Origin of the sequence: Xanthomonas sp. NCPPB 3569 (genome assembly GCF_041475645.2) — a bacterium.
Classification (GTDB): Bacteria; Pseudomonadota; Gammaproteobacteria; order Xanthomonadales; family Xanthomonadaceae; genus Xanthomonas; species Xanthomonas phaseoli.
Map to the genome: position 1 here is coordinate 1505933 of NZ_CM192969.1, position 17015 is coordinate 1522947.

At 64.7% G+C, this 17015-nt stretch carries 11 protein-coding genes and 2 pseudogenes; 9 read left to right on the plus strand and 4 right to left on the minus strand.

The window, feature by feature from the left end; translation table 11 throughout:
* The first annotated feature begins 20 nt into the window (after positions 1–20).
* The 5 genes and pseudogenes from prfB (at position 21) to rpfC (ending at position 6968) form a co-directional block, all read left to right on the plus strand.
* Positions 21–1146, plus strand: a protein-coding gene (prfB, locus tag ACCQ03_RS06515) for a peptide chain release factor 2 (protein WP_099770689.1) whose coding sequence is annotated in 2 segments (ribosomal slippage) — positions 21–95 and positions 97–1146 — 1125 coding nt in all. Because the reading frame shifts where the segments join, the coding sequence is not laid out codon by codon here.
* A 206-nt stretch (positions 1147–1352) separates the two neighbouring features.
* On the plus strand, positions 1353–2870 hold the full coding sequence (gene lysS / locus ACCQ03_RS06520; RefSeq protein ID WP_057677663.1) for a lysine--tRNA ligase: 1518 nt from the start codon (positions 1353–1355) through the stop codon (positions 2868–2870).
* 142 nt (positions 2871–3012) lie between these two features.
* The gene (gene rpfG, locus ACCQ03_RS06525) at positions 3013–4149 is read left to right on the plus strand and encodes a cyclic di-GMP phosphodiesterase response regulator RpfG (RefSeq protein ID WP_007963604.1); all 1137 of its coding nucleotides are present in this window, start codon (positions 3013–3015) and stop codon (positions 4147–4149) included.
* Between the two features lie 10 nt (positions 4150–4159).
* A pseudogene (locus ACCQ03_RS06530) lies at positions 4160–4780 on the plus strand (RpfH protein).
* 7 nt (positions 4781–4787) lie between these two features.
* Positions 4788–6968 (plus strand): sensor histidine kinase RpfC, encoded by a 2181-nt coding sequence (gene rpfC, locus ACCQ03_RS06535; protein WP_209260560.1) that lies wholly within the window; start codon positions 4788–4790, stop codon positions 6966–6968.
* Between the two features lie 12 nt (positions 6969–6980).
* Here the strand turns inward: rpfC and rpfF are convergent, their stop codons facing one another.
* Positions 6981–7850 (minus strand): diffusible signal factor synthase RpfF, encoded by an 870-nt coding sequence (rpfF, locus tag ACCQ03_RS06540; protein WP_057677665.1) that lies wholly within the window; start codon positions 7848–7850, stop codon positions 6981–6983.
* 176 nt (positions 7851–8026) lie between these two features.
* On the minus strand, positions 8027–9709 hold the full coding sequence (gene rpfB, locus ACCQ03_RS06545) for a fatty acyl-CoA ligase RpfB (RefSeq protein ID WP_209227383.1): 1683 nt from the start codon (positions 9707–9709) through the stop codon (positions 8027–8029).
* A gap of 97 nt (positions 9710–9806) precedes the next feature.
* Here rpfB and ACCQ03_RS06550 point away from each other — a divergent pair, with 97 nt between their 5' ends.
* On the plus strand, positions 9807–10256 hold the full coding sequence (locus tag ACCQ03_RS06550; protein ID WP_057677667.1) for a hypothetical protein: 450 nt from the start codon (positions 9807–9809) through the stop codon (positions 10254–10256).
* Positions 10257–10294: 38 nt separating this feature from the next.
* Here ACCQ03_RS06550 and ACCQ03_RS06555 read toward each other — a convergent pair.
* Positions 10295–10488: pseudogene (locus ACCQ03_RS06555) on the minus strand (hypothetical protein); the annotation flags it as partial.
* Between the two features lie 181 nt (positions 10489–10669).
* Positions 10670–13438 carry an aconitate hydratase AcnA gene (gene acnA, locus ACCQ03_RS06560; protein WP_057677668.1) on the minus strand — a complete coding sequence of 923 codons (2769 nt, stop codon included), beginning with the start codon at positions 13436–13438 and terminating at the stop codon, positions 10670–10672.
* A 147-nt stretch (positions 13439–13585) separates the two neighbouring features.
* Between acnA and ACCQ03_RS06565 the strand changes: the two genes are divergently transcribed.
* From ACCQ03_RS06565 to acnB, 3 genes are read left to right on the plus strand one after another with little or no spacing between them, the layout of a single operon-like run.
* Entirely contained in the window at positions 13586–13834 is a 249-nt protein-coding gene (locus ACCQ03_RS06565; protein ID WP_016903180.1) for an AbrB/MazE/SpoVT family DNA-binding domain-containing protein, read from the plus strand.
* Complete coding sequence (locus ACCQ03_RS06570; RefSeq protein ID WP_017155271.1) at positions 13831–14241, plus strand: type II toxin-antitoxin system VapC family toxin; 411 nt, start codon at positions 13831–13833, stop codon at positions 14239–14241. Before ACCQ03_RS06565 ends, ACCQ03_RS06570 begins: the two co-directional genes overlap by 4 nt.
* Before the next feature lie 52 nt (positions 14242–14293).
* Positions 14294–16885 carry a bifunctional aconitate hydratase 2/2-methylisocitrate dehydratase gene (acnB, locus tag ACCQ03_RS06575; RefSeq protein WP_057677669.1) on the plus strand — a complete coding sequence of 864 codons (2592 nt, stop codon included), beginning with the start codon at positions 14294–14296 and terminating at the stop codon, positions 16883–16885.
* Positions 16886–17015: the final 130 nt, after the last annotated feature.

A 17015-nucleotide genomic window follows, 5' to 3' on the forward strand; every position in this document is an offset into this window, starting at 1 on the left:
TTGTTTGCCGGAAGTCCGTCATGATCGAAACCAATCCGATCCGCCAGCGCATCACCGATCTGAACGATCGCGTGCTCTCGCTCAGGGGGTATCTTTGACTACGACGCCAAGAAAGAGCGTCTAGAGGAAGTTAGCCGGGAGCTCGAAAGCCCGGATGTGTGGAACGACGCCGAACGCGCGCAGGCCCTGGGCCGCGAGCGTTCGATGCTGGAAAAGACCGTGATCGGCATTGCCGATGTGCTATCGGGCCTGGCTGATGCGGGCGACCTGCTGGAGCTGGCCGAGAGCGAACAGGACGAAGACACTGCGGTGGCGGTGATCGCCGATCTGGACAGCTACCAGGCGCATGTCGAGAAGCTGGAATTCCAGCGCATGTTCTCCGGCCAGATGGACAGCGCCAACGCGTTCGTCGACATCCAGGCAGGCGCCGGCGGCACCGAGGCGCAGGACTGGGCCGAAATCCTGCTGCGCATGTACCTGCGCTGGGCCGAGTCGCGCGGCTGGAAGACCGAGCTGATGGAAGTTTCCGGTGGCGAAGTGGCGGGCATCAAGTCGGCCACCGTGCGCATCGAGGGCGAATACGCCTACGGCTGGCTGAAGACCGAGATCGGCGTGCACCGGCTGGTGCGTAAATCGCCGTTCGACTCGGACAACCGCCGGCATACCAGCTTCACCTCGGTGTTCGTGTCGCCGGAGGTGGACGACAACATCGAAATCGACATCAACCCGGCTGACCTGCGTACCGACGTGTATCGCTCCTCGGGTGCCGGTGGTCAGCACGTCAACAAGACCGAATCGGCGGTGCGTATCACGCACATCCCGACCAACACCGTGGTCGCCTGCCAGACCGGTCGCAGCCAGCACCAGAACCGCGACAACGCGATGAAGATGCTGGCCGCCAAGTTGTACGAGCTGGAAGTGCAGAAGCGCAACGCCGAGAAGGACGCCCTGGAAGCGACCAAGTCCGACATCGGCTGGGGCAGCCAGATCCGCAATTACGTGCTCGACCAGAGCCGCATCAAGGACCTGCGCACCGGCATCGAACGCAGCGATACGCAGAAGGTGCTGGACGGCGATCTGGACGAATTCGTCGAGGCCAGCCTGAAAGCCGGCCTGGCAGCAGGTTCCAAACGCCTGGATGCCTGACCGCCGCGCCAGGACGCCGTCGCGACGGCATCCTGGCGCATCGCTGCAGTGCCTGTGACGCAGCCGCGGTGATGGACTGCGGCCTTCGGGTAACCCGGTGACCGCGTGCCTTCGTCACATCGTCGTTGTAAATAAGCGTGCCGGCACCGCCGGTTCCTCATTCCCCACCGGGCATCCGCCCGACCCACAGCAGACCGACCCCCGCCATGACCGAGCAGACCCCCGCGCCGCAGATCCCCGCCGACGAGAACAGCCTCATCGCCGAGCGTCGCGCGAAACTGGGCGCGTTGCGCGGGCAAGGCATCGCCTACCCGAACGACTTCGTGCGCGAACACTTCGCCGGCGACCTGCAGGCCGAATTCGCCGACGCCGACACCTGGACCCCTGAAGCACTGGAAGCCAGCGGGCGCACGGTCCGGATGGCCGGCCGGCTGATGGCCAAGCGGGTCATGGGAAAGGCCAGCTTTGCGCAGATCCAGGACGAATCCGGGCGCGTGCAGCTGTTCCTGCAGGGCAATGTGCTGGGCGATGCCTATGTCGCTTTCAAGGGCTGGGATGTGGGCGACATCGTGGCGGTGGAGGGCGGGCTCACCCGCACCAAGACCGGCGAGCTGTCGGTCAAGGCCAGCGCGCTACGGCTGCTGACCAAGTCGCTGCGTCCGTTGCCGGACAAGTGGCATGGCCTGTCGGACGTTGAGCAGCGTTACCGCCAGCGTTATGTCGACCTGATCGTGACCCCGGAAGCGCGCGAGGTCTTCATCAAGCGCTCCAAGATCATCCGCGCCATGCGCGCCTGGCTGGACGCGCGCCGCTTCCTGGAAGTGGAAACGCCGATGATGCATTACATCCCCGGCGGGGCCACGGCCAAGCCATTCACCACCCACCACAATGCGCTGGACCTGGACCTGTACCTGCGCGTGGCACCGGAGCTGTATCTCAAGCGCCTGGTGGTGGGCGGGTTGGAGCGCGTCTACGAGATCAACCGCAATTTCCGCAACGAAGGCGTGTCGACCCGGCACAACCCCGAGTTCACCATGCTCGAGCTCTACGAGGCCTATGCCACGTACCACCAGATCATGGACCTGACCGAGCAGGTGATCCGCGACACCGCGCAGTCGGTGCTGGGCACCACGCAGGTGAGCTGGGATGGTGCCGACATCGATTTGGCGCCGGCTTTCCGGCGCTGGCGCATGGATGAGGCCGTTCGCCACCACAACCCGGAGATCAGCGCCGCCGATTGCACCGACCGCGCCGCGCTGCTGCGCCATTGCGAGCGCCTCAAGATCCGGGTCAAGCCATCCTATGGCTGGGGCAAGCTGCTGCTGGAGATTTTCGAGGCCACCGTGGAACACACCCTGGTGCAGCCGACCTTCATCACCGACCACCCGGTCGAAGTGTCTCCGCTGGCGCGTTCCAGCGATACCGAGCCGGGGTACACCGACCGCTTCGAGCTGTTCATCAATGGCAAGGAGCTGGCCAACGGCTTTTCCGAGCTCAACGATCCCGAGGACCAGGCCGCGCGTTTCCAGGCGCAGGTGCAGGCCAAGGACGGCGGCGACGACGAAGCCATGCATTTCGATGCCGACTACATCCGTGCGTTGGAGTACGGCATGGCGCCGACCGGCGGCCTGGGCATCGGGATCGATCGTCTGGTGATGCTGCTGACCGGCAGCACCTCGATCCGCGATGTCCTGCTGTTCCCGTATATGCGCCCGGAAGCCTGATTTTTTTTTGCGTCGGCGGCGTGCCGGCGGCACAGATACTGCATATGCTAGGGCGGAGCCCCGGACGGCGTATCGTTCGGGGGAGTCGGCACAGGGGCCGGCGTCATCGCTTTTCCGTTCTCGAGATAGAGGAGCAACGGCTATGCAGGATGTTTTAGGGGGTCCGGGCGGCGCATTGTCGACGGATACATGGGGAAGCTGGGCGGAAAAGGCGGATCTGGGATTGAACATCGTCATTGTCGATGACCAGATGTCCGCGCGGACGATGCTGCGCCATGTCATCGAGGACATTGCGCCGGAGCTCAAGGTCTACGACTTCGGCGATCCGCTCGACGCCCTGGCCTGGTGCGAAGCCGGGCGCGTGGACCTATTGCTGCTGGACTACCGCATGCCGGGCATGGACGGCCTGGAATTCGCACGTCGGCTGCGCCGGCTGCCCAGCCACCGCGATATTCCGATCATCCTGATCACCATCGTCGGCGACGAACCGATCCGTCAGGCGGCGCTGGAAGCCGGCGTGATCGACTTCCTGGTCAAGCCGATCCGTCCGCGCGAGTTGCGGGCGCGCTGCTCCAACCTGCTGCAGCTGCGCCAGCAGAGCGAAAGCGTCAAGCAACGCGCGTTGTCGCTGGAGCAGCGCCTGCTGGCCAGCATGAACGAGGTCGAAGAGCGCGAGCGCGAAACCTTGTCGCGGCTTGCGCGCGCGATCGAATATCGCGATTCGGGCACCAGCGCGTTCCTGGAGCGCATGTCGCACGTGGCCGGCCTGATCGCCGAGCAACTGGGGCTGTCGGAAGAGGAGGTGCGCATCATCGAGATGGCCGCACCGCTGCACGACATGGGCAAGATCGCCATTCCCGATTCGGTGCTGCTCAAGCCCGGCAAGCTCACCGATGACGAAATGAGCGTGATGCGGCGCCATCCGCGCATCGGCTATGAGCTGCTCAGCGGCAGCCAGAACCGTTTCATCCAAGTCGGCGCGTTGATTGCGCTGCGTCACCACGAACGTTATGACGGCACCGGCTATCCGGATGGCCTGGTCGGCGAAGCGATTCCGCTGGAAGCGCGCATCGTCGCAGTGGCGGACGTGTTTGACGCCTTGCTGTCGCCGCGCCCGTACAAGGAGGCCTGGACCATGGACGCCGCGCTGGCCTATCTGTATGCCCAACGTGGCCGCCTGTTCGACCCGCGCTGCGTGGACGCGCTGTTGCGCGGCCGTGCGCAGTTGGAGCAGATCTGCGGCGAGTTCTCCACCGCATCGGCGCGGCCCGGGGTGTGAGATGAGGGCCGTGCTTGCCCAGCTGCGTCGGCGACTCGCACGGCGCCCCGACAGCGAGCACGGTCAGGCGTTGGTGCGCATCGTGATGCTCTGGCTGATCCTGGGTTACACGCTGGTCTGCGCCCCGCAGTGGCAACTGGGCGATGGCCATCTGCAGCGATTGCTGCGCCTGATCGCGATCGGGCACGCTGGGGCATTGCTGCTGTTTGCGTGGATCGTTGCAAGGCCGCGGCCCTCGCACCAGCGCCGGACGCTCGGCATGCTGTCGGACTACGGCCTGCTCAGTCTGGCGATGACCTGGTTCGCCGCGCCGATGGCCTGCCTCTACGTCGTGGTGATGTGGGTCACAATCGGCAATGGTCTGCGCTTTGGCAGGCATGCACTGCACACGGCGGTGGCCATGGCCGTGCTCAGTTTCGGGGCGACGCTTGCCAACAGTCCGTACTGGCAACAGCGGATCGAGCTCGGGATCGCCCTGCTGGCGGCGCTGGTGGTCATTCCCCTGTCGTTGCTGCGGCTGATGCGAGACAGTGCCGATGCCGCTGCGCGTATCGCCGCATAAGCCCCTGGCGCCGATGCTGCAGTACCGCGCGGCCCACTTTCATCCCCATCGAAGCGACCGCAGGTCTGAGGCGTTTATGAAGTCTCCATTGCCATGGTTGAAGCGGCGTCTTTCGGGGCGGGCGGATTCGGAACACGCGCAGAACCTGATCCGCATCATCACCACCACGCTGTTCATTTCCTACCTGGGGTGGCGCTACCACCACACCCATGGCGACACGTTGATGGCCACCTGGTTGATCCTGGTGGGCGAGCTGGTGGTGTCGCTGGGACTGATGGTGGCGATCCTGCTGCGGCCGCACGTGTCGCACACGCGGCGCCTGATCGGCATGGTGCTCGACTACACCTGCACCGGCGCAATCATGGCAATCCAGGGCGAACCGGCTTCGCCGCTGTATGCGGTCTGCATGTGGGTGACCATCGGCAATGGCTTGCGCTACGGCAGTGCCTATCTGCGTGCCGCCACCGCGATGGCCAGCCTGAGTTTTCTCAGTGCCATTCTGATTTCGCCTTACTGGAAGGCCAACCCCTATCTCAGCTGGGGCTTGTTGCTGGGTTTGATCGCCGTGCCGCTGTACTTCGACTCGTTGTTGCGTGCGATGACGCGCGCGGTACGCGAGGCCCGGCATGCCAACCAGGCCAAGAGCCGCTTCCTGGCCAATATGAGTCACGAATTCCGCACCCCGTTGAATGGGTTGTCGGGCATGACCGAAGTGCTGGCCACCACGCGCCTGGATGCAGAGCAGAAGGAATGCCTGAATACCATCCAGGCCTCGGCGCGCAGCCTGCTGTCGCTGGTGGAAGAGGTGCTCGATATTTCGGCGATCGAGGCGGGCAAGATCCGCATCGATCGCCGCGATTTCTCGCTGCGCGAGATGATCGGCTCGGTCAACATGATTCTGCAGCCGCAGGCCAAGACGCGCGGTCTGGATTACGGCACCGAGGTCGCCACCGACGTACCGGACCTGCTCAAGGGCGACACCGGCCATCTGCGCCAGGTGTTGCTCAACCTGTTGGGCAATGCGGTCAAGTTCACCGAGCACGGGCATGTACTGCTGCGGGTCGCGCGGGTCTCCGGCAATGGTGCCGACACGATGCGCCTGCGTTTCGAGGTCGAGGACAGCGGCATCGGCGTGCCGATGGACATGCGTCCGCGCCTGTTCGAGGCGTTCGAGCAGGCGGATGTGGGCTTGTCGCGCCGTTATGAGGGCACCGGCCTGGGTACCACGATCGCCAAGGGCCTGGTCGAGGCCATGGGTGGCGCGATTGGCTTTGCGCCCAATCCAGCCGGCGGCAGCGTGTTCTGGTTCGAGCTACCGCTGGAGATCGGCGTATTGGAGGCCGCGGCGCCGGCTCGCTCGCCGGTCGGGGCGCTGCTGGAGGCTCCCGACGAGCTGGAAGCCTCCAACGTCATCGCCTTTTCCAACCCGTTCCTGCGTCACCGCGCGCGCGTGCGCAGCATGCGCATGCTGGTGGCCGACGACCATGAAGCCAATCGCATGGTGTTGCAGCGATTGCTGGAAAAGGCGGGGCATAAGGTGATGTGCGTCAACGGCGCCGAGCAGGTGCTGGACGCGATGGCCGACGAGGATTTCGATGCGGTGATCGTGGATTTGCATATGCCGGGCATGAGCGGTCTGGACATGCTCAAGCAGTTGCGCGTGATGCAGGCCAGCGGCATGCGCTACACCCCGGTGGTGGTGCTCAGTGCCGACGTCACGCCAGACGCGATCCGCGCCTGCGAACAAGCTGGCGCACGCGCGTTCCTGGCCAAGCCCGTCGTGGCTGCCAAGCTGCTCGATACGCTGGCCGAACTCGCGGTCAGCACCCGTGCGTTGGCAACGCCGGCGACGGTGGTGCAGGCATCGACCAGTTTCGAGGGCGTGCTCGATGCCAGCGTGCTGGACGAACTCGCTGCGTTGGGCATGGGCGAAGAATTCGAACGTCAGTTCGTCCGGCAGTGTCTGGATGATGCGCACAACTGCGTGAGCGCGATCGAGCGCGATGGCACGCGCTCGGATTGGGAACAACTGCGCGAAAGCGCCCACGCATTGCGCGGGGTTGCCAGCAATCTGGGGCTGGCGCAGCTGGCTGGCAGCGGCGGTGAGCTGATGCGCATGGCCGATTGGCAGTTGCAGGCCGAATGGCGACAGCGGCTGTCGGCGTTGCGCGATCAATTGCAAACCGGAAAGGACGCACTCGCCGCGCGCGTACAAGGCGCCAACGACGACGAGCGCTCCCCCCGGAGTAGCGAATAGCCCGCCGACCCATCAGCCGGCGTCAAGCCCTGAGCGGCGCGATTGCGCGCGAACCAGGCGGTCCATGGTGCGCAACGACTTTTCGCCCAACTGCATCGCCGTATCGACCCAGATCTCGGTGATGCGCATCATTTCCTCCAGCGGTACCGCCGTGGTCATTTCGCGCACTTGCTGCATTGCCGCCCAGGCGTGCGGCGTGCGCTTGCTTTCGCGGATCACTTGTTCGACGGCCGCCACGCCCTGGCCGCGCGGCACCACGCGATCGACCAGGCCCATGCCGAGCAATTCCTCGGCGGAGTACAGATTGCCTTCGAGCATGATTTTTTGCGCCAGTTGCGCACTGACGCGCTGGCACATGAAAGAGTAGGCGCCCATCCCCGGGAACAGGTCGAACAGCACTTCGGGCAATCCCATCATCACCCCTTCCTCGGCGACGATGGTGTGGCAGCTCAACGCCGCTTCGAATCCGCCGCCGAGCGCATTGCCCTGCACCAGGGCGATGCTGTGCGCGCGTGCGCCGAGGCCGACATGGAACGCGTGCACGCCGCGTACACAGCGTTGGGCGTATTCAAGCAGTCGAGCACGGTCGCCTTCGCGAATGAGTTGGCAGAACAACGCCAGGTCGCCGCCCAGGTTGAACACGTCGCTGTCGGATGCCAGCACCACGTGCGGGGCCAGCACGCCGGCGTTGTTCAGGCGTTGACCCAGGTTGGTCTGGTAGCCGGTGATGTCGTCGACCAGGCGCGTCGAAAAGCAGGCACGCCCCGGGTTGGTGGCCAGGTCGGCATGCATATGGATCCAGTACACGTCACGCTGCGGTTCTTCGATGATGCGTAGGGTCGAGCCGATGTTGGTGCGAATGAAGGGTTGAACTGCAGACATGGTGGTTCTCCGTGATGACCGTCCGGCCGGCCGCCTTTCGGACGGAGATGAGGTTGAACGCGTGAGCGTGCGCCGACACCGGATTCTATGCGTGCAAAAGCGAACGCCCGCAAGGCCTTGCGGCAATGCGGGCGTCGAAGAAGGCTGAACGCCTTCGGGCTGCGGCATAAGCGGTATTACGTCTTCGGCGCGTCCCGTAGCTCACGGCGCAGGATCTTGCCGACGTTGGTCTTGGGCAACTCCTTGCGGAATTCGATCACGCGCGGCTGCTTGTAGCCGGTGAGGTTGGCGCGGCAATGCGCCTTCACATCCTCGGCCGTCAGGGCCGGGTCCTTCTTCACGATGACCGCCTTGACGATCTCGCCGGACTTGTCGTCCGGCACGCCGACGGCCGCCACTTCCAGCACGCCGGGCATCTCGGCAATCACGTCCTCGATCTCGTTGGGGTACACGTTGAAGCCGGACACCAGGATCATGTCCTTCTTGCGATCGACGATGTAGACGAAGCCCTGTGCGTCCATGCGCGCGATGTCGCCGGTATGCAGCCAGCCTTCGGCGTCCATGACCTTGGCGGTTTCATCGGATTTCTTCCAGTAGCCCTTCATGACCTGCGGGCCCCTGATGCACAGCTCGCCGATCTCGCCCAGGGGCAGTTCCGCGCCGGCGTCGTCCTTGATGCAGGCATCGGTGGACGGAATCGGCAGGCCGATCGAACCGTTGTAGTCCTTCAGGTCCATCGGGTTGATGCATGCGGCCGGCGAGGTTTCGGTCAGGCCGTAGGCCTCGACCAAGGTCAGGCCGGTGACTTTCTTCCAGCGCTCGGCGACCGAGCGCTGGACGGCCATGCCGCCGCCAAGGGTCATCTTGAGCGAGGAGAAATCCACCTGATCGAATCCGGGCGTGTTGAGCAGCCCGTTGAACAGCGTGTTGACGCCGGTGAACGCGGTGAAGCGGGTCTTTTTCAGCTCCTTGACGAAGCCCGGCATGTCGCGCGGGTTGCTGATCAGGTGATTGCAGCCGCCGATCTTCATGAAGACCAGGCCGTTCGCGGTCAATGCGAAGATGTGGTACAGCGGCAGCGCGGTGATCACCACTTCATGGCCTTCCTCCAGCTTGCCGGTGCCCGCCAGCCACTGGTGCGCCTGCTGCATGTTGGCGACCAGATTGCGGTGGGTCAGCATGGCGCCCTTGGCCACGCCGGTGGTGCCGCCGGTGTACTGCAGGAAGGCGATGTCGTCGGGTTCGATCTGCAGCGTCGGAACGCGGTGCTTGCGGCCCAGCGCCAGCGCCTCGCGGAAGCGAATCGCACCGTTGATGCGGTAATCGGGCACCAGCTTCTTGACGTACTTGACCACGAAGTTGAGCAGCGCCGCCTTCGGGAACCCCAGCATGTCGCCCAGGCCAGTGGCGATGACTTGCTTGACCGGCGTGTCGGCGATGACCTGCTGCACGGTGGTGCCGAAGTTGTCGATGACCACCAGCACGCTGGCGCCGGAGTCGATCAACTGATGCTTGAGTTCGCGCGGGGTGTACAGCGGATTGACGTTGACCACGGTCAGGCCGGCACGCAGCACGCCGAAGGTCGCGATGGGGTATTGCAGGCAGTTGGGCATCATCAAGGCGACGCGGTCGCCTTTCTTCAACTGCAACTCGCCAAGCAGGTAGGCTGCGAATTGCTCGACCAGCTGATCCGCCTCGCGATAGGTGATGGTCTTGCCGAAGCTGTGGTACGCAGGCCGGTCGGCGAAGCGTTTCACGGAGGTGGCAAACACCTCGGCCACCGTGCGGAACTGCTCAAGATCGATTTCGGCGGCAACGCCGGCCGGATAACTTTGCAACCAAGGACGTGCCTGATTCATCTGCCCCCCTCCAGGGTGTTCTCGACGCGCCGCAGTGTGTTCCACGGCGTTACAACAGCTGGCAGCATACCGTCATGCATGGAAAAGGCGAAGCGTGATGCAGAGCATCATTCAAGTGCCGTGGCGCGTGGTGTGGGTGGGGTTTTGCATGCTGGTCTTGCTCGGGTGCACACGTGCTGCGCCCGAGCAACGTCTGCGCGCCACGCTGGAGCAGATGCATCAGGCAATCGAAGCGCGCCAGATCGGCGATGCAATGGCGCCGGTGGCCGAGGATTTTGTAGGTGAAAACGGGCTGGACGCCGCCGGATTACGGCGCTTGATGCAAGTGCAGATGTTGGGCAACCAACAGGTCGGCGTGACCATGGGGCCGGTCGATGTGGCACTGCGCGGCGATACGGCCACTGTGCGCTTTACCGCGTTGTTGACCGGCGGCAACGGGCATTGGGTGCCCGATCAGGCGCAGACCTATCAGGTCACCACCGGTTGGCGATTGCAGGGCAGCGACTGGCAGCTGTATCACGCGCAATGGGTGCCGGCAGCGCGTTGACCGCGCCGATGCGGTTGGATGCGGCTGGGCGCTTGATACGGCCGGACGCATGGCGCCAGTGCATGGATGGGGGGCGTCAGGCGTTTGGCCGAAGCGGGGGCCGCCCGGTGATGGCGGTGCGTGGCGCTGAGGTAGCGGGTGGCGCATCCGGCTGGCCGCCGTTGGCTGGGTAATACGGCGTGTTGCCGCCTTCGTTTCCGCCACCCATCTTGGTGGTGGGATCGATGTCCATGGTGCCGGAGATGGCATGCTCGCCACCAACGGCGGGAAGGCCAGGTAATGCCGTTCGACGTCGGGATGCACGCGCCCTTTGTTCGCTACAGCGTAATCGCCGTTGTGCAAGAGGCCGGAAACGCCACTCCCGCCGAGCGTCGGGAGTGGGTTGCATCATTGCAGCGCGATGCGCGCTGCGGTCAGGCCGCCTTGCGGGCCGCCAACTGCCGCAGCACATACTGCAGCAGGCCGCCGTGCTTGAAGTACTCCACTTCCTTGGGTGTGAGCAGCAGCACCTTGACCTGGAACTGCTTGACGCTGCCATCGGACTTTTTCGCATTGACGGTGGCACGCCGGCTGGCACCGTCCTGCAGGCCGGTGATGTCCAGCACTTCCGAGCCATCCAGGCCGAGGCTCTGCGCGTTCTCGTTTTCCAGGAACTGCAGCGGCAGCACGCCCATGCCCACCAGGTTGGAGCGGTGGATGCGCTCGAAGCTCTCGGCGATCACGGCCTTGACCCCAAGCAGGTTGGTGCCCTTGGCCGCCCAGTCGCGCGAGGAGCCGGTGCCGTACTCCTTGCCGGCCAGCACCACCAGCGGCACGCCGTCGGCCTTGTACTTCATTGCGGCATCGTAGATGGCCAGCTTTTCGGGCTGGCCGCCGCCGGCTGGGTAGTACAGCGTGTTGCCGCCTTCTTCGCCGCCGAACATCAGGTTCTTGATGCGGATGTTGGCGAAGGTGCCGCGCACCATCACATCGTCGTTGCCGCGGCGGCTGCCATAGCTGTTGAAGTCGGCCGGCTGCACGCCGCGTTCCTGGAGGAAGCGGCCTGCCGGCGAATCCTTCTTGATGTTGCCGGCCGGCGAGATGTGGTCGGTGGTGATCGAGTCGCCGAACAGGCCCATGATGCGTGCACCGTGCACATCGTCCACGTTGCCGACCTGCATGGTCATGCCGTCGAAGTAGGGCGGGTTCTTGATGTAGGTCGACGCTTCGTCCCACGCGTAAAGCGCGCCATCGGGCGAGGCGATGGTGTTCCAGCGCGTGTCGCCCTTGAACACGTCGGCATAGTTCTGCTTGAACATTTCCGGGCCGACGGTGGCGGCGATGGTGTCGCCGATTTCCTTGTTGCTCGGCCAGATGTCGCGCAGGTAGACCGGTTGCCCGTCGCTGCCGGTGCCCAGCGGCTCGGTGGTCAGGTCGATGTCGGTGGTGCCGGCGATGGCATAGGCCACCACCAGCGGCGGCGAGGCCAGATAGTTCATCTTGACCTCGGGGTGCACGCGGCCTTCGAAGTTACGGTTGCCCGACAACACCGAGGTCACCACCAGATCATCCTTGGCGATGGCCGCAGACACGTCGTCCGGCAGCGGGCCGGAGTTGCCGATGCAGGTGGTGCAGCCGTAGCCGACCACGTAGAACCCGAGCTTTTCCAGGTCGGTGAGCACGCCCGCCTTTTCGAGATAGTCGGTGACCACGCGCGAGCCCGGCCCGAGCGAGGTCTTGACCCACGGCTGCGCCTTCAGCCCCTTGGCCGCCGCGTTGCGCGCAAGCAGGCCGGCGCCCAGCATCACTGCCGGATTGGAGGTGTTGGTGCATGAGGTGATCGCGGCGATGACCACCGAGCCATCGCGCAGCTGCCAACCGGCACCGCTGGCGTTGGCGCTTTCTGCCTGCGACGCCTTCGCACCGACGGCCGTGCCGCCGCCGCCTTCGTTCTTGAGGCGGTCTTCCTGCTTGAGATCGGCCAGCTTCTTGCTGCGCGCGTCGGCAAACGGCTTGAGGCTTTCGCGGTAGTTGGACTGCATGTCTTCCAGCAGCACCCGGTCCTGCGGGCGCTTGGGGCCGGCCAGCGACGGCTTGACCTGGCCCATGTCCAGTTCCAGCGTCGCGCTGTACCGGGCGGGTGGGGTGGCGGCGTCGTGCCACAGGCCCTGCGCCTTGGCATAGGCCTCGACCAACGCAATCTGCTCCTCGCTGCGGCCGGACAGGCGCAGGTAGGTCAGCGATTCTTCGTCGACCGGGAAGATGCCGCAGGTGGCGCCGTATTCCGGTGCCATGTTGCCGATGGTGGCGCGGTCGGCCAGCGGCAGGTGTTGCAGGCCGTCGCCATAGAACTCGACGAACTTGCCCACCACGCCGGCCTTGCGCAGCATCTGGGTGACCGTCAGCACCAGGTCGGTGGCAGTGGCGCCCTCGGGCAGCTTGCCGGTGAGCTTGAAGCCGACCACCTGCGGAATCAGCATCGAGGAAGGCTGGCCCAGCATCGCGGCCTCGGCCTCGATGCCGCCCACGCCCCAGCCCAGCACGCCGATGCCATTGATCATGGTGGTGTGGCTGTCGGTGCCGAACACGGTGTCGGGGTAGGCGACCAGCGTGCCGTCCTTGTCCGCGCTCATCACCACGCTGGCAAGATTTTCCAGATTGACCTGATGGACGATGCCGGTGTTGGGCGGCACCACCTTGAAGTTCTCGAACGCCTTCTGACCCCAGCGCAGGAAGCCGTAGCGTTCCTGGTTGCGCTGGAATTCGATCTTGCCGTTGAGGTCGAGCGCGTCCGGCTTGCCGAAGACATCGACCTGCACGGAGTGGTCGATGACCAGTTCGGAGGGAATCTGCGGGTTGATCTGGTCGGCGTTGCCGCCGAGCTTGACTACCGCATCGCGCATTGCGGCCAGGTCCACCACGCAGGGCACGCCGGTGAAATCCTGCAGCACCACGCGTGCGGGCATGAAGGCGATTTCGGTATCGGGCTCGGCAGTGGGGTCCCACTTGGCGACTGCTTCGATGTGGTCCTTGCCGACGGTCACGCCACCGTCTTCATGACGGAGCAGGTTCTCCAGCAGGATCTTCATCGAATAGGGCAGGTGGCCGATATCGAAGCGCTCGCCCAGCTTCGGCAGGCTGTAGTACGCGTAGTGCTTGCCGTGGACCTCAAGTGAGGTGCGAGTGGAAAAGGAATCGCGCATGCATCACTCCTATGGCATCGAAGGCTTTAGGTAGGCGCACATTCTGAGCGATTCAGTGTGTACGTACGGTGTGTCCAGGCCGATCTGCCAACTTGAGTAGGACAGCGCAAGTACGTATCATGTGTGCATACTTTCTGGAGCATGCTCATGGAAGCCACCGTTGCCGAACGTGGACAGATCACGCTGCCAAAGGCCGTGCGCGATGCCCTGGGCCTGACCAAGGGCACGACGTTGAAGATCGAACTCGACGGCGGGCGCATCATCTTGCGCAAGGATGTCAGCGAGGCGCTGCGCAAGGTGCGCGGCAAGTTCAAGCTGGTCGACGGCCTGACCAGCACCGACGAGGCCATGCGCGCCATCCGTGGCCGCGCCCCCGGAGACCCGTTCGACCCATGATCGCCCTGGATTCCTCGGTCCTGCTGGACATCCTGATCGGCGATCCGGTCTATGGCGAAGTGTCGGAGGTCTGCATCGGCGACGCCCTGGCGCGCGACGAAGTGGTGGTCTGCGATGCGGTGGTGGCCGAGGTGCTGGCCATGCTCGACACCCAGGTCGACCTGATGGAAACCCTGGCCTCGATCGGCGTGCGCTACGAAGCCACCCAGGAAGCGGCCGCAGTCCGCGCCGGCCATATGAACAAGCGCTTTCGCGCGCGCGGCGGCAAGCGTGAGCGGGTGGTGGCCGACTTCCTGATCGGCGCCCACGCCATGCTCCAGTGCGACGGGTTGATCACCCGCGACGAGGGCTTCTTCCGCGATTACTTCAAGGGTTTGAAGATCGTCGTTCCCAAACCCGCACCCTGATCCACGTTTCGCGCTTTATCACCTTCACCGCTGTTTTTTTTGGAGAACCCGCATGTTGGAAGCCTATCGCCACCACGTTGCAGAGCGCGCCGCGCTCGGTATCCCGCCGCTGCCGCTGACCGCGCAGCAGACCGCCGAGGTCATCGAGCTGCTCAAGGCGCCGCCTGCCGGCGAAGAGGAGTTCCTGGTCGAACTGCTCAGCCAGCGCGTACCGGCCGGCGTCGACGATGCCGCCAAGGTTAAGGCCTCGTACCTGGCCGCGGTGGCCTTCGGCACCGAGACCACCGCGCTGATCAGCCCGACCCGCGCCACCGAACTGCTCGGCACCATGCTGGGCGGCTACAACATCCAGCCGCTGATCGACCTGCTGGACAACGCCGCGCTGGGCGCTACCGCCGCCGAAGCGCTCAAGCACACCTTGCTGGTGTTCGATGCGTTCCACGACGTGCAGGAAAAGGCGCAAGCCGGCAACGCGCACGCCAAGGCGGTGCTGCAGAGCTGGGCCGATGCCGAGTGGTTCACCAGCAAGCCGGAAGTGCCGCAGAGCCTGACCGTCACCGTATTCAAGGTGCCGGGCGAAACCAATACCGACGACCTGTCGCCGGCGCCGGACGCGACCACCCGTCCGGACATCCCGCTGCATGCTCTGGCGATGTTGAAGAACAAGCGCGATGGCGCGGCGTTCGAGCCGGAAGAAGACGGCAAGCGCGGTCCGATCCAGGCCATTGCCGACCTCAAGGACAAGGGCCACCTGGTCGCCTACGTGGGCGACGTGGTCGGTACCGGTTCTTCGCGCAAGTCGGCGACCAACTCGGTGCTGTGGTGGACCGGCGAAGATATTCCGTACATCCCCAACAAGCGCTTCGGCGGCGTGTGCCTGGGTAGCAAGATCGCCCCGATCTTCTACAACACCATGGAAGACGCCGGCGCATTGCCGATCGAGCTGGACGTGTCGCAGATGGAGCATGGCGATGTGGTCGAGCTGCGTCCGTATGACGGTAAGGCGCTGAAGAACGGGCAGGTGATCGCCGAGTTCGCGATGAAGTCGGACGTGCTGTTCGACGAAGTGCGTGCCGGTGGCCGCATTCCGCTGATCGTCGGCCGTGGCCTGACTGCCAAGGCGCGCGAGTTCCTGGGCCTGCCGGCCTCGGACCTGTTCCGCCTGCCGATGGACCCGCCGGACACCGGCAAGGGTTTCTCGCTGGCGCAGAAGATGGTCGGCCGCGCCTGTGGCTTGCCGGAAGGCCAGGGCATGCGCCCGGGCACCTATTGCGAGCCGAAGATGACCTCGGTGGGCTCGCAGGACACCACTGGCCCGATGACCCGCGACGAGCTGAAGGACCTGGCCTGCCTGGGCTTCTCGGCCGACCTGGTGATGCAGTCGTTCTGCCACACCGCTGCCTACCCGAAGCCGGTGGACGTCAAGACCCACCACACGCTGCCGGAGTTCATCTCCACCCGTGGCGGCGTGTCGCTGCGTCCGGGCGACGGCGTGATCCACAGCTGGCTCAATCGCATGCTGCTGCCCGACACCGTGGGCACCGGCGGCGACTCGCACACGCGTTTCCCGATCGGCATCTCGTTCCCGGCCGGCTCCGGCCTGGTGGCGTTCGCAGCGGCCACCGGTGTGATGCCGCTGGACATGCCCGAGAGCGTGCTGGTGCGCTTCAAGGGTGAAATGCAGCCGGGCGTGACCTTGCGTGACCTGGTCAACGCGATCCCGCTGTACGCGATCAAGGACGGTCTGCTGACCGTGGCCAAGCAGGGCAAGAAGAACATCTTCTCCGGCCGCATCCTCGAAATCGAAGGTTTGCCGAACCTGAAGGTGGAGCAGGCGTTCGAATTGTCCGATGCCTCGGCCGAGCGTTCGGCGGCCGGCTGCACCGTGCACCTGGACAAGGCGCCGATCATCGAATACCTGACCAGCAACATCACCCTGCTGCGCTGGATGATTGCCGAGGGTTACGCCGATGCGCGCACGCTGGGCCGGCGCATCAAGAAGATGGAAGACTGGCTGGCCGACCCGCAGCTGCTGCAGCCCGATGCCGACGCCGAATACGCCGCGGTCATCGAGATCGACCTGGCCGATATCCATGAGCCGATCGTGGCGTGCCCGAACGACCCGGACGACGTGAAGACGCTGTCGGACGTGGCCGGTGCGGCGATCGACGAAGTGTTCATCGGTTCGTGCATGACCAACATCGGTCACTTCCGTGCCGCTGCCAAGTTGCTGGAAGGCAAGCGCGACATCCCGACCCGCCTGTGGGTGGCACCGCCGACCAAGATGGACGCTTCGGAGCTGACCAAGGAAGGCCATTACGGCACCTTCGGCGCGGCCGGCGCGCGCATGGAAATGCCCGGCTGCTCGCTGTGCATGGGCAACCAGGCGCAGGCACGCGAGGGCGCCACGGTGTTCTCCACCTCCACGCGTAACTTCCCCAACCGGTTGGGCCGCAATACCAATGTGTACCTGGGCTCGGCGGAACTGGCGGCAATCTGCTCGCGCCTGGGCCGCATTCCGACCAAGGAGGAGTACATGGCCGATGTGGGCGTGATCAAGACCAGTGGCGAGCAGATCTATCGCTACATGAACTTCGATCAGATCCAGGAGTATCAGAACGTGGCAGAGACCGTCGCCGCCTGATTCCTCCAGCAGGTTTGTTACCCCCGAAATGCCCGGCACTGCCGGGCATTTCGCTTTTCGGGCAATGGCTTCGCGTTGTGGTCACGATGCCCGGCGTTAAAGCAAATACCAGCTGACTGGATTGTGGCAT

Excerpts from the sequence above, each read along its gene's own strand:
- rpfB (WP_209227383.1), bottom strand. The coding sequence starts at position 9,709 with ATGAATCAGGCACGTCCTTGGTTGCAAAGTTATCCGGCCGGCGTTGCC.
- acnB (WP_057677669.1), top strand. The coding sequence starts at position 14,294 with ATGTTGGAAGCCTATCGCCACCACGTTGCAGAGCGCGCCGCGCTCGGT.
- ACCQ03_RS06550 (WP_057677667.1), top strand. The coding sequence starts at position 9,807 with ATGCAGAGCATCATTCAAGTGCCGTGGCGCGTGGTGTGGGTGGGGTTT.
- lysS (WP_057677663.1), top strand. The coding sequence starts at position 1,353 with ATGACCGAGCAGACCCCCGCGCCGCAGATCCCCGCCGACGAGAACAGC.
- acnA (WP_057677668.1), bottom strand. The coding sequence starts at position 13,438 with ATGCGCGATTCCTTTTCCACTCGCACCTCACTTGAGGTCCACGGCAAG.
- ACCQ03_RS06565 (WP_016903180.1), top strand. The coding sequence starts at position 13,586 with ATGGAAGCCACCGTTGCCGAACGTGGACAGATCACGCTGCCAAAGGCC.
- rpfC (WP_209260560.1), top strand. The coding sequence starts at position 4,788 with ATGAAGTCTCCATTGCCATGGTTGAAGCGGCGTCTTTCGGGGCGGGCG.
- rpfF (WP_057677665.1), bottom strand. The coding sequence starts at position 7,850 with ATGTCTGCAGTTCAACCCTTCATTCGCACCAACATCGGCTCGACCCTA.
- ACCQ03_RS06570 (WP_017155271.1), top strand. The coding sequence starts at position 13,831 with ATGATCGCCCTGGATTCCTCGGTCCTGCTGGACATCCTGATCGGCGAT.
- rpfG (WP_007963604.1), top strand. The coding sequence starts at position 3,013 with ATGCAGGATGTTTTAGGGGGTCCGGGCGGCGCATTGTCGACGGATACA.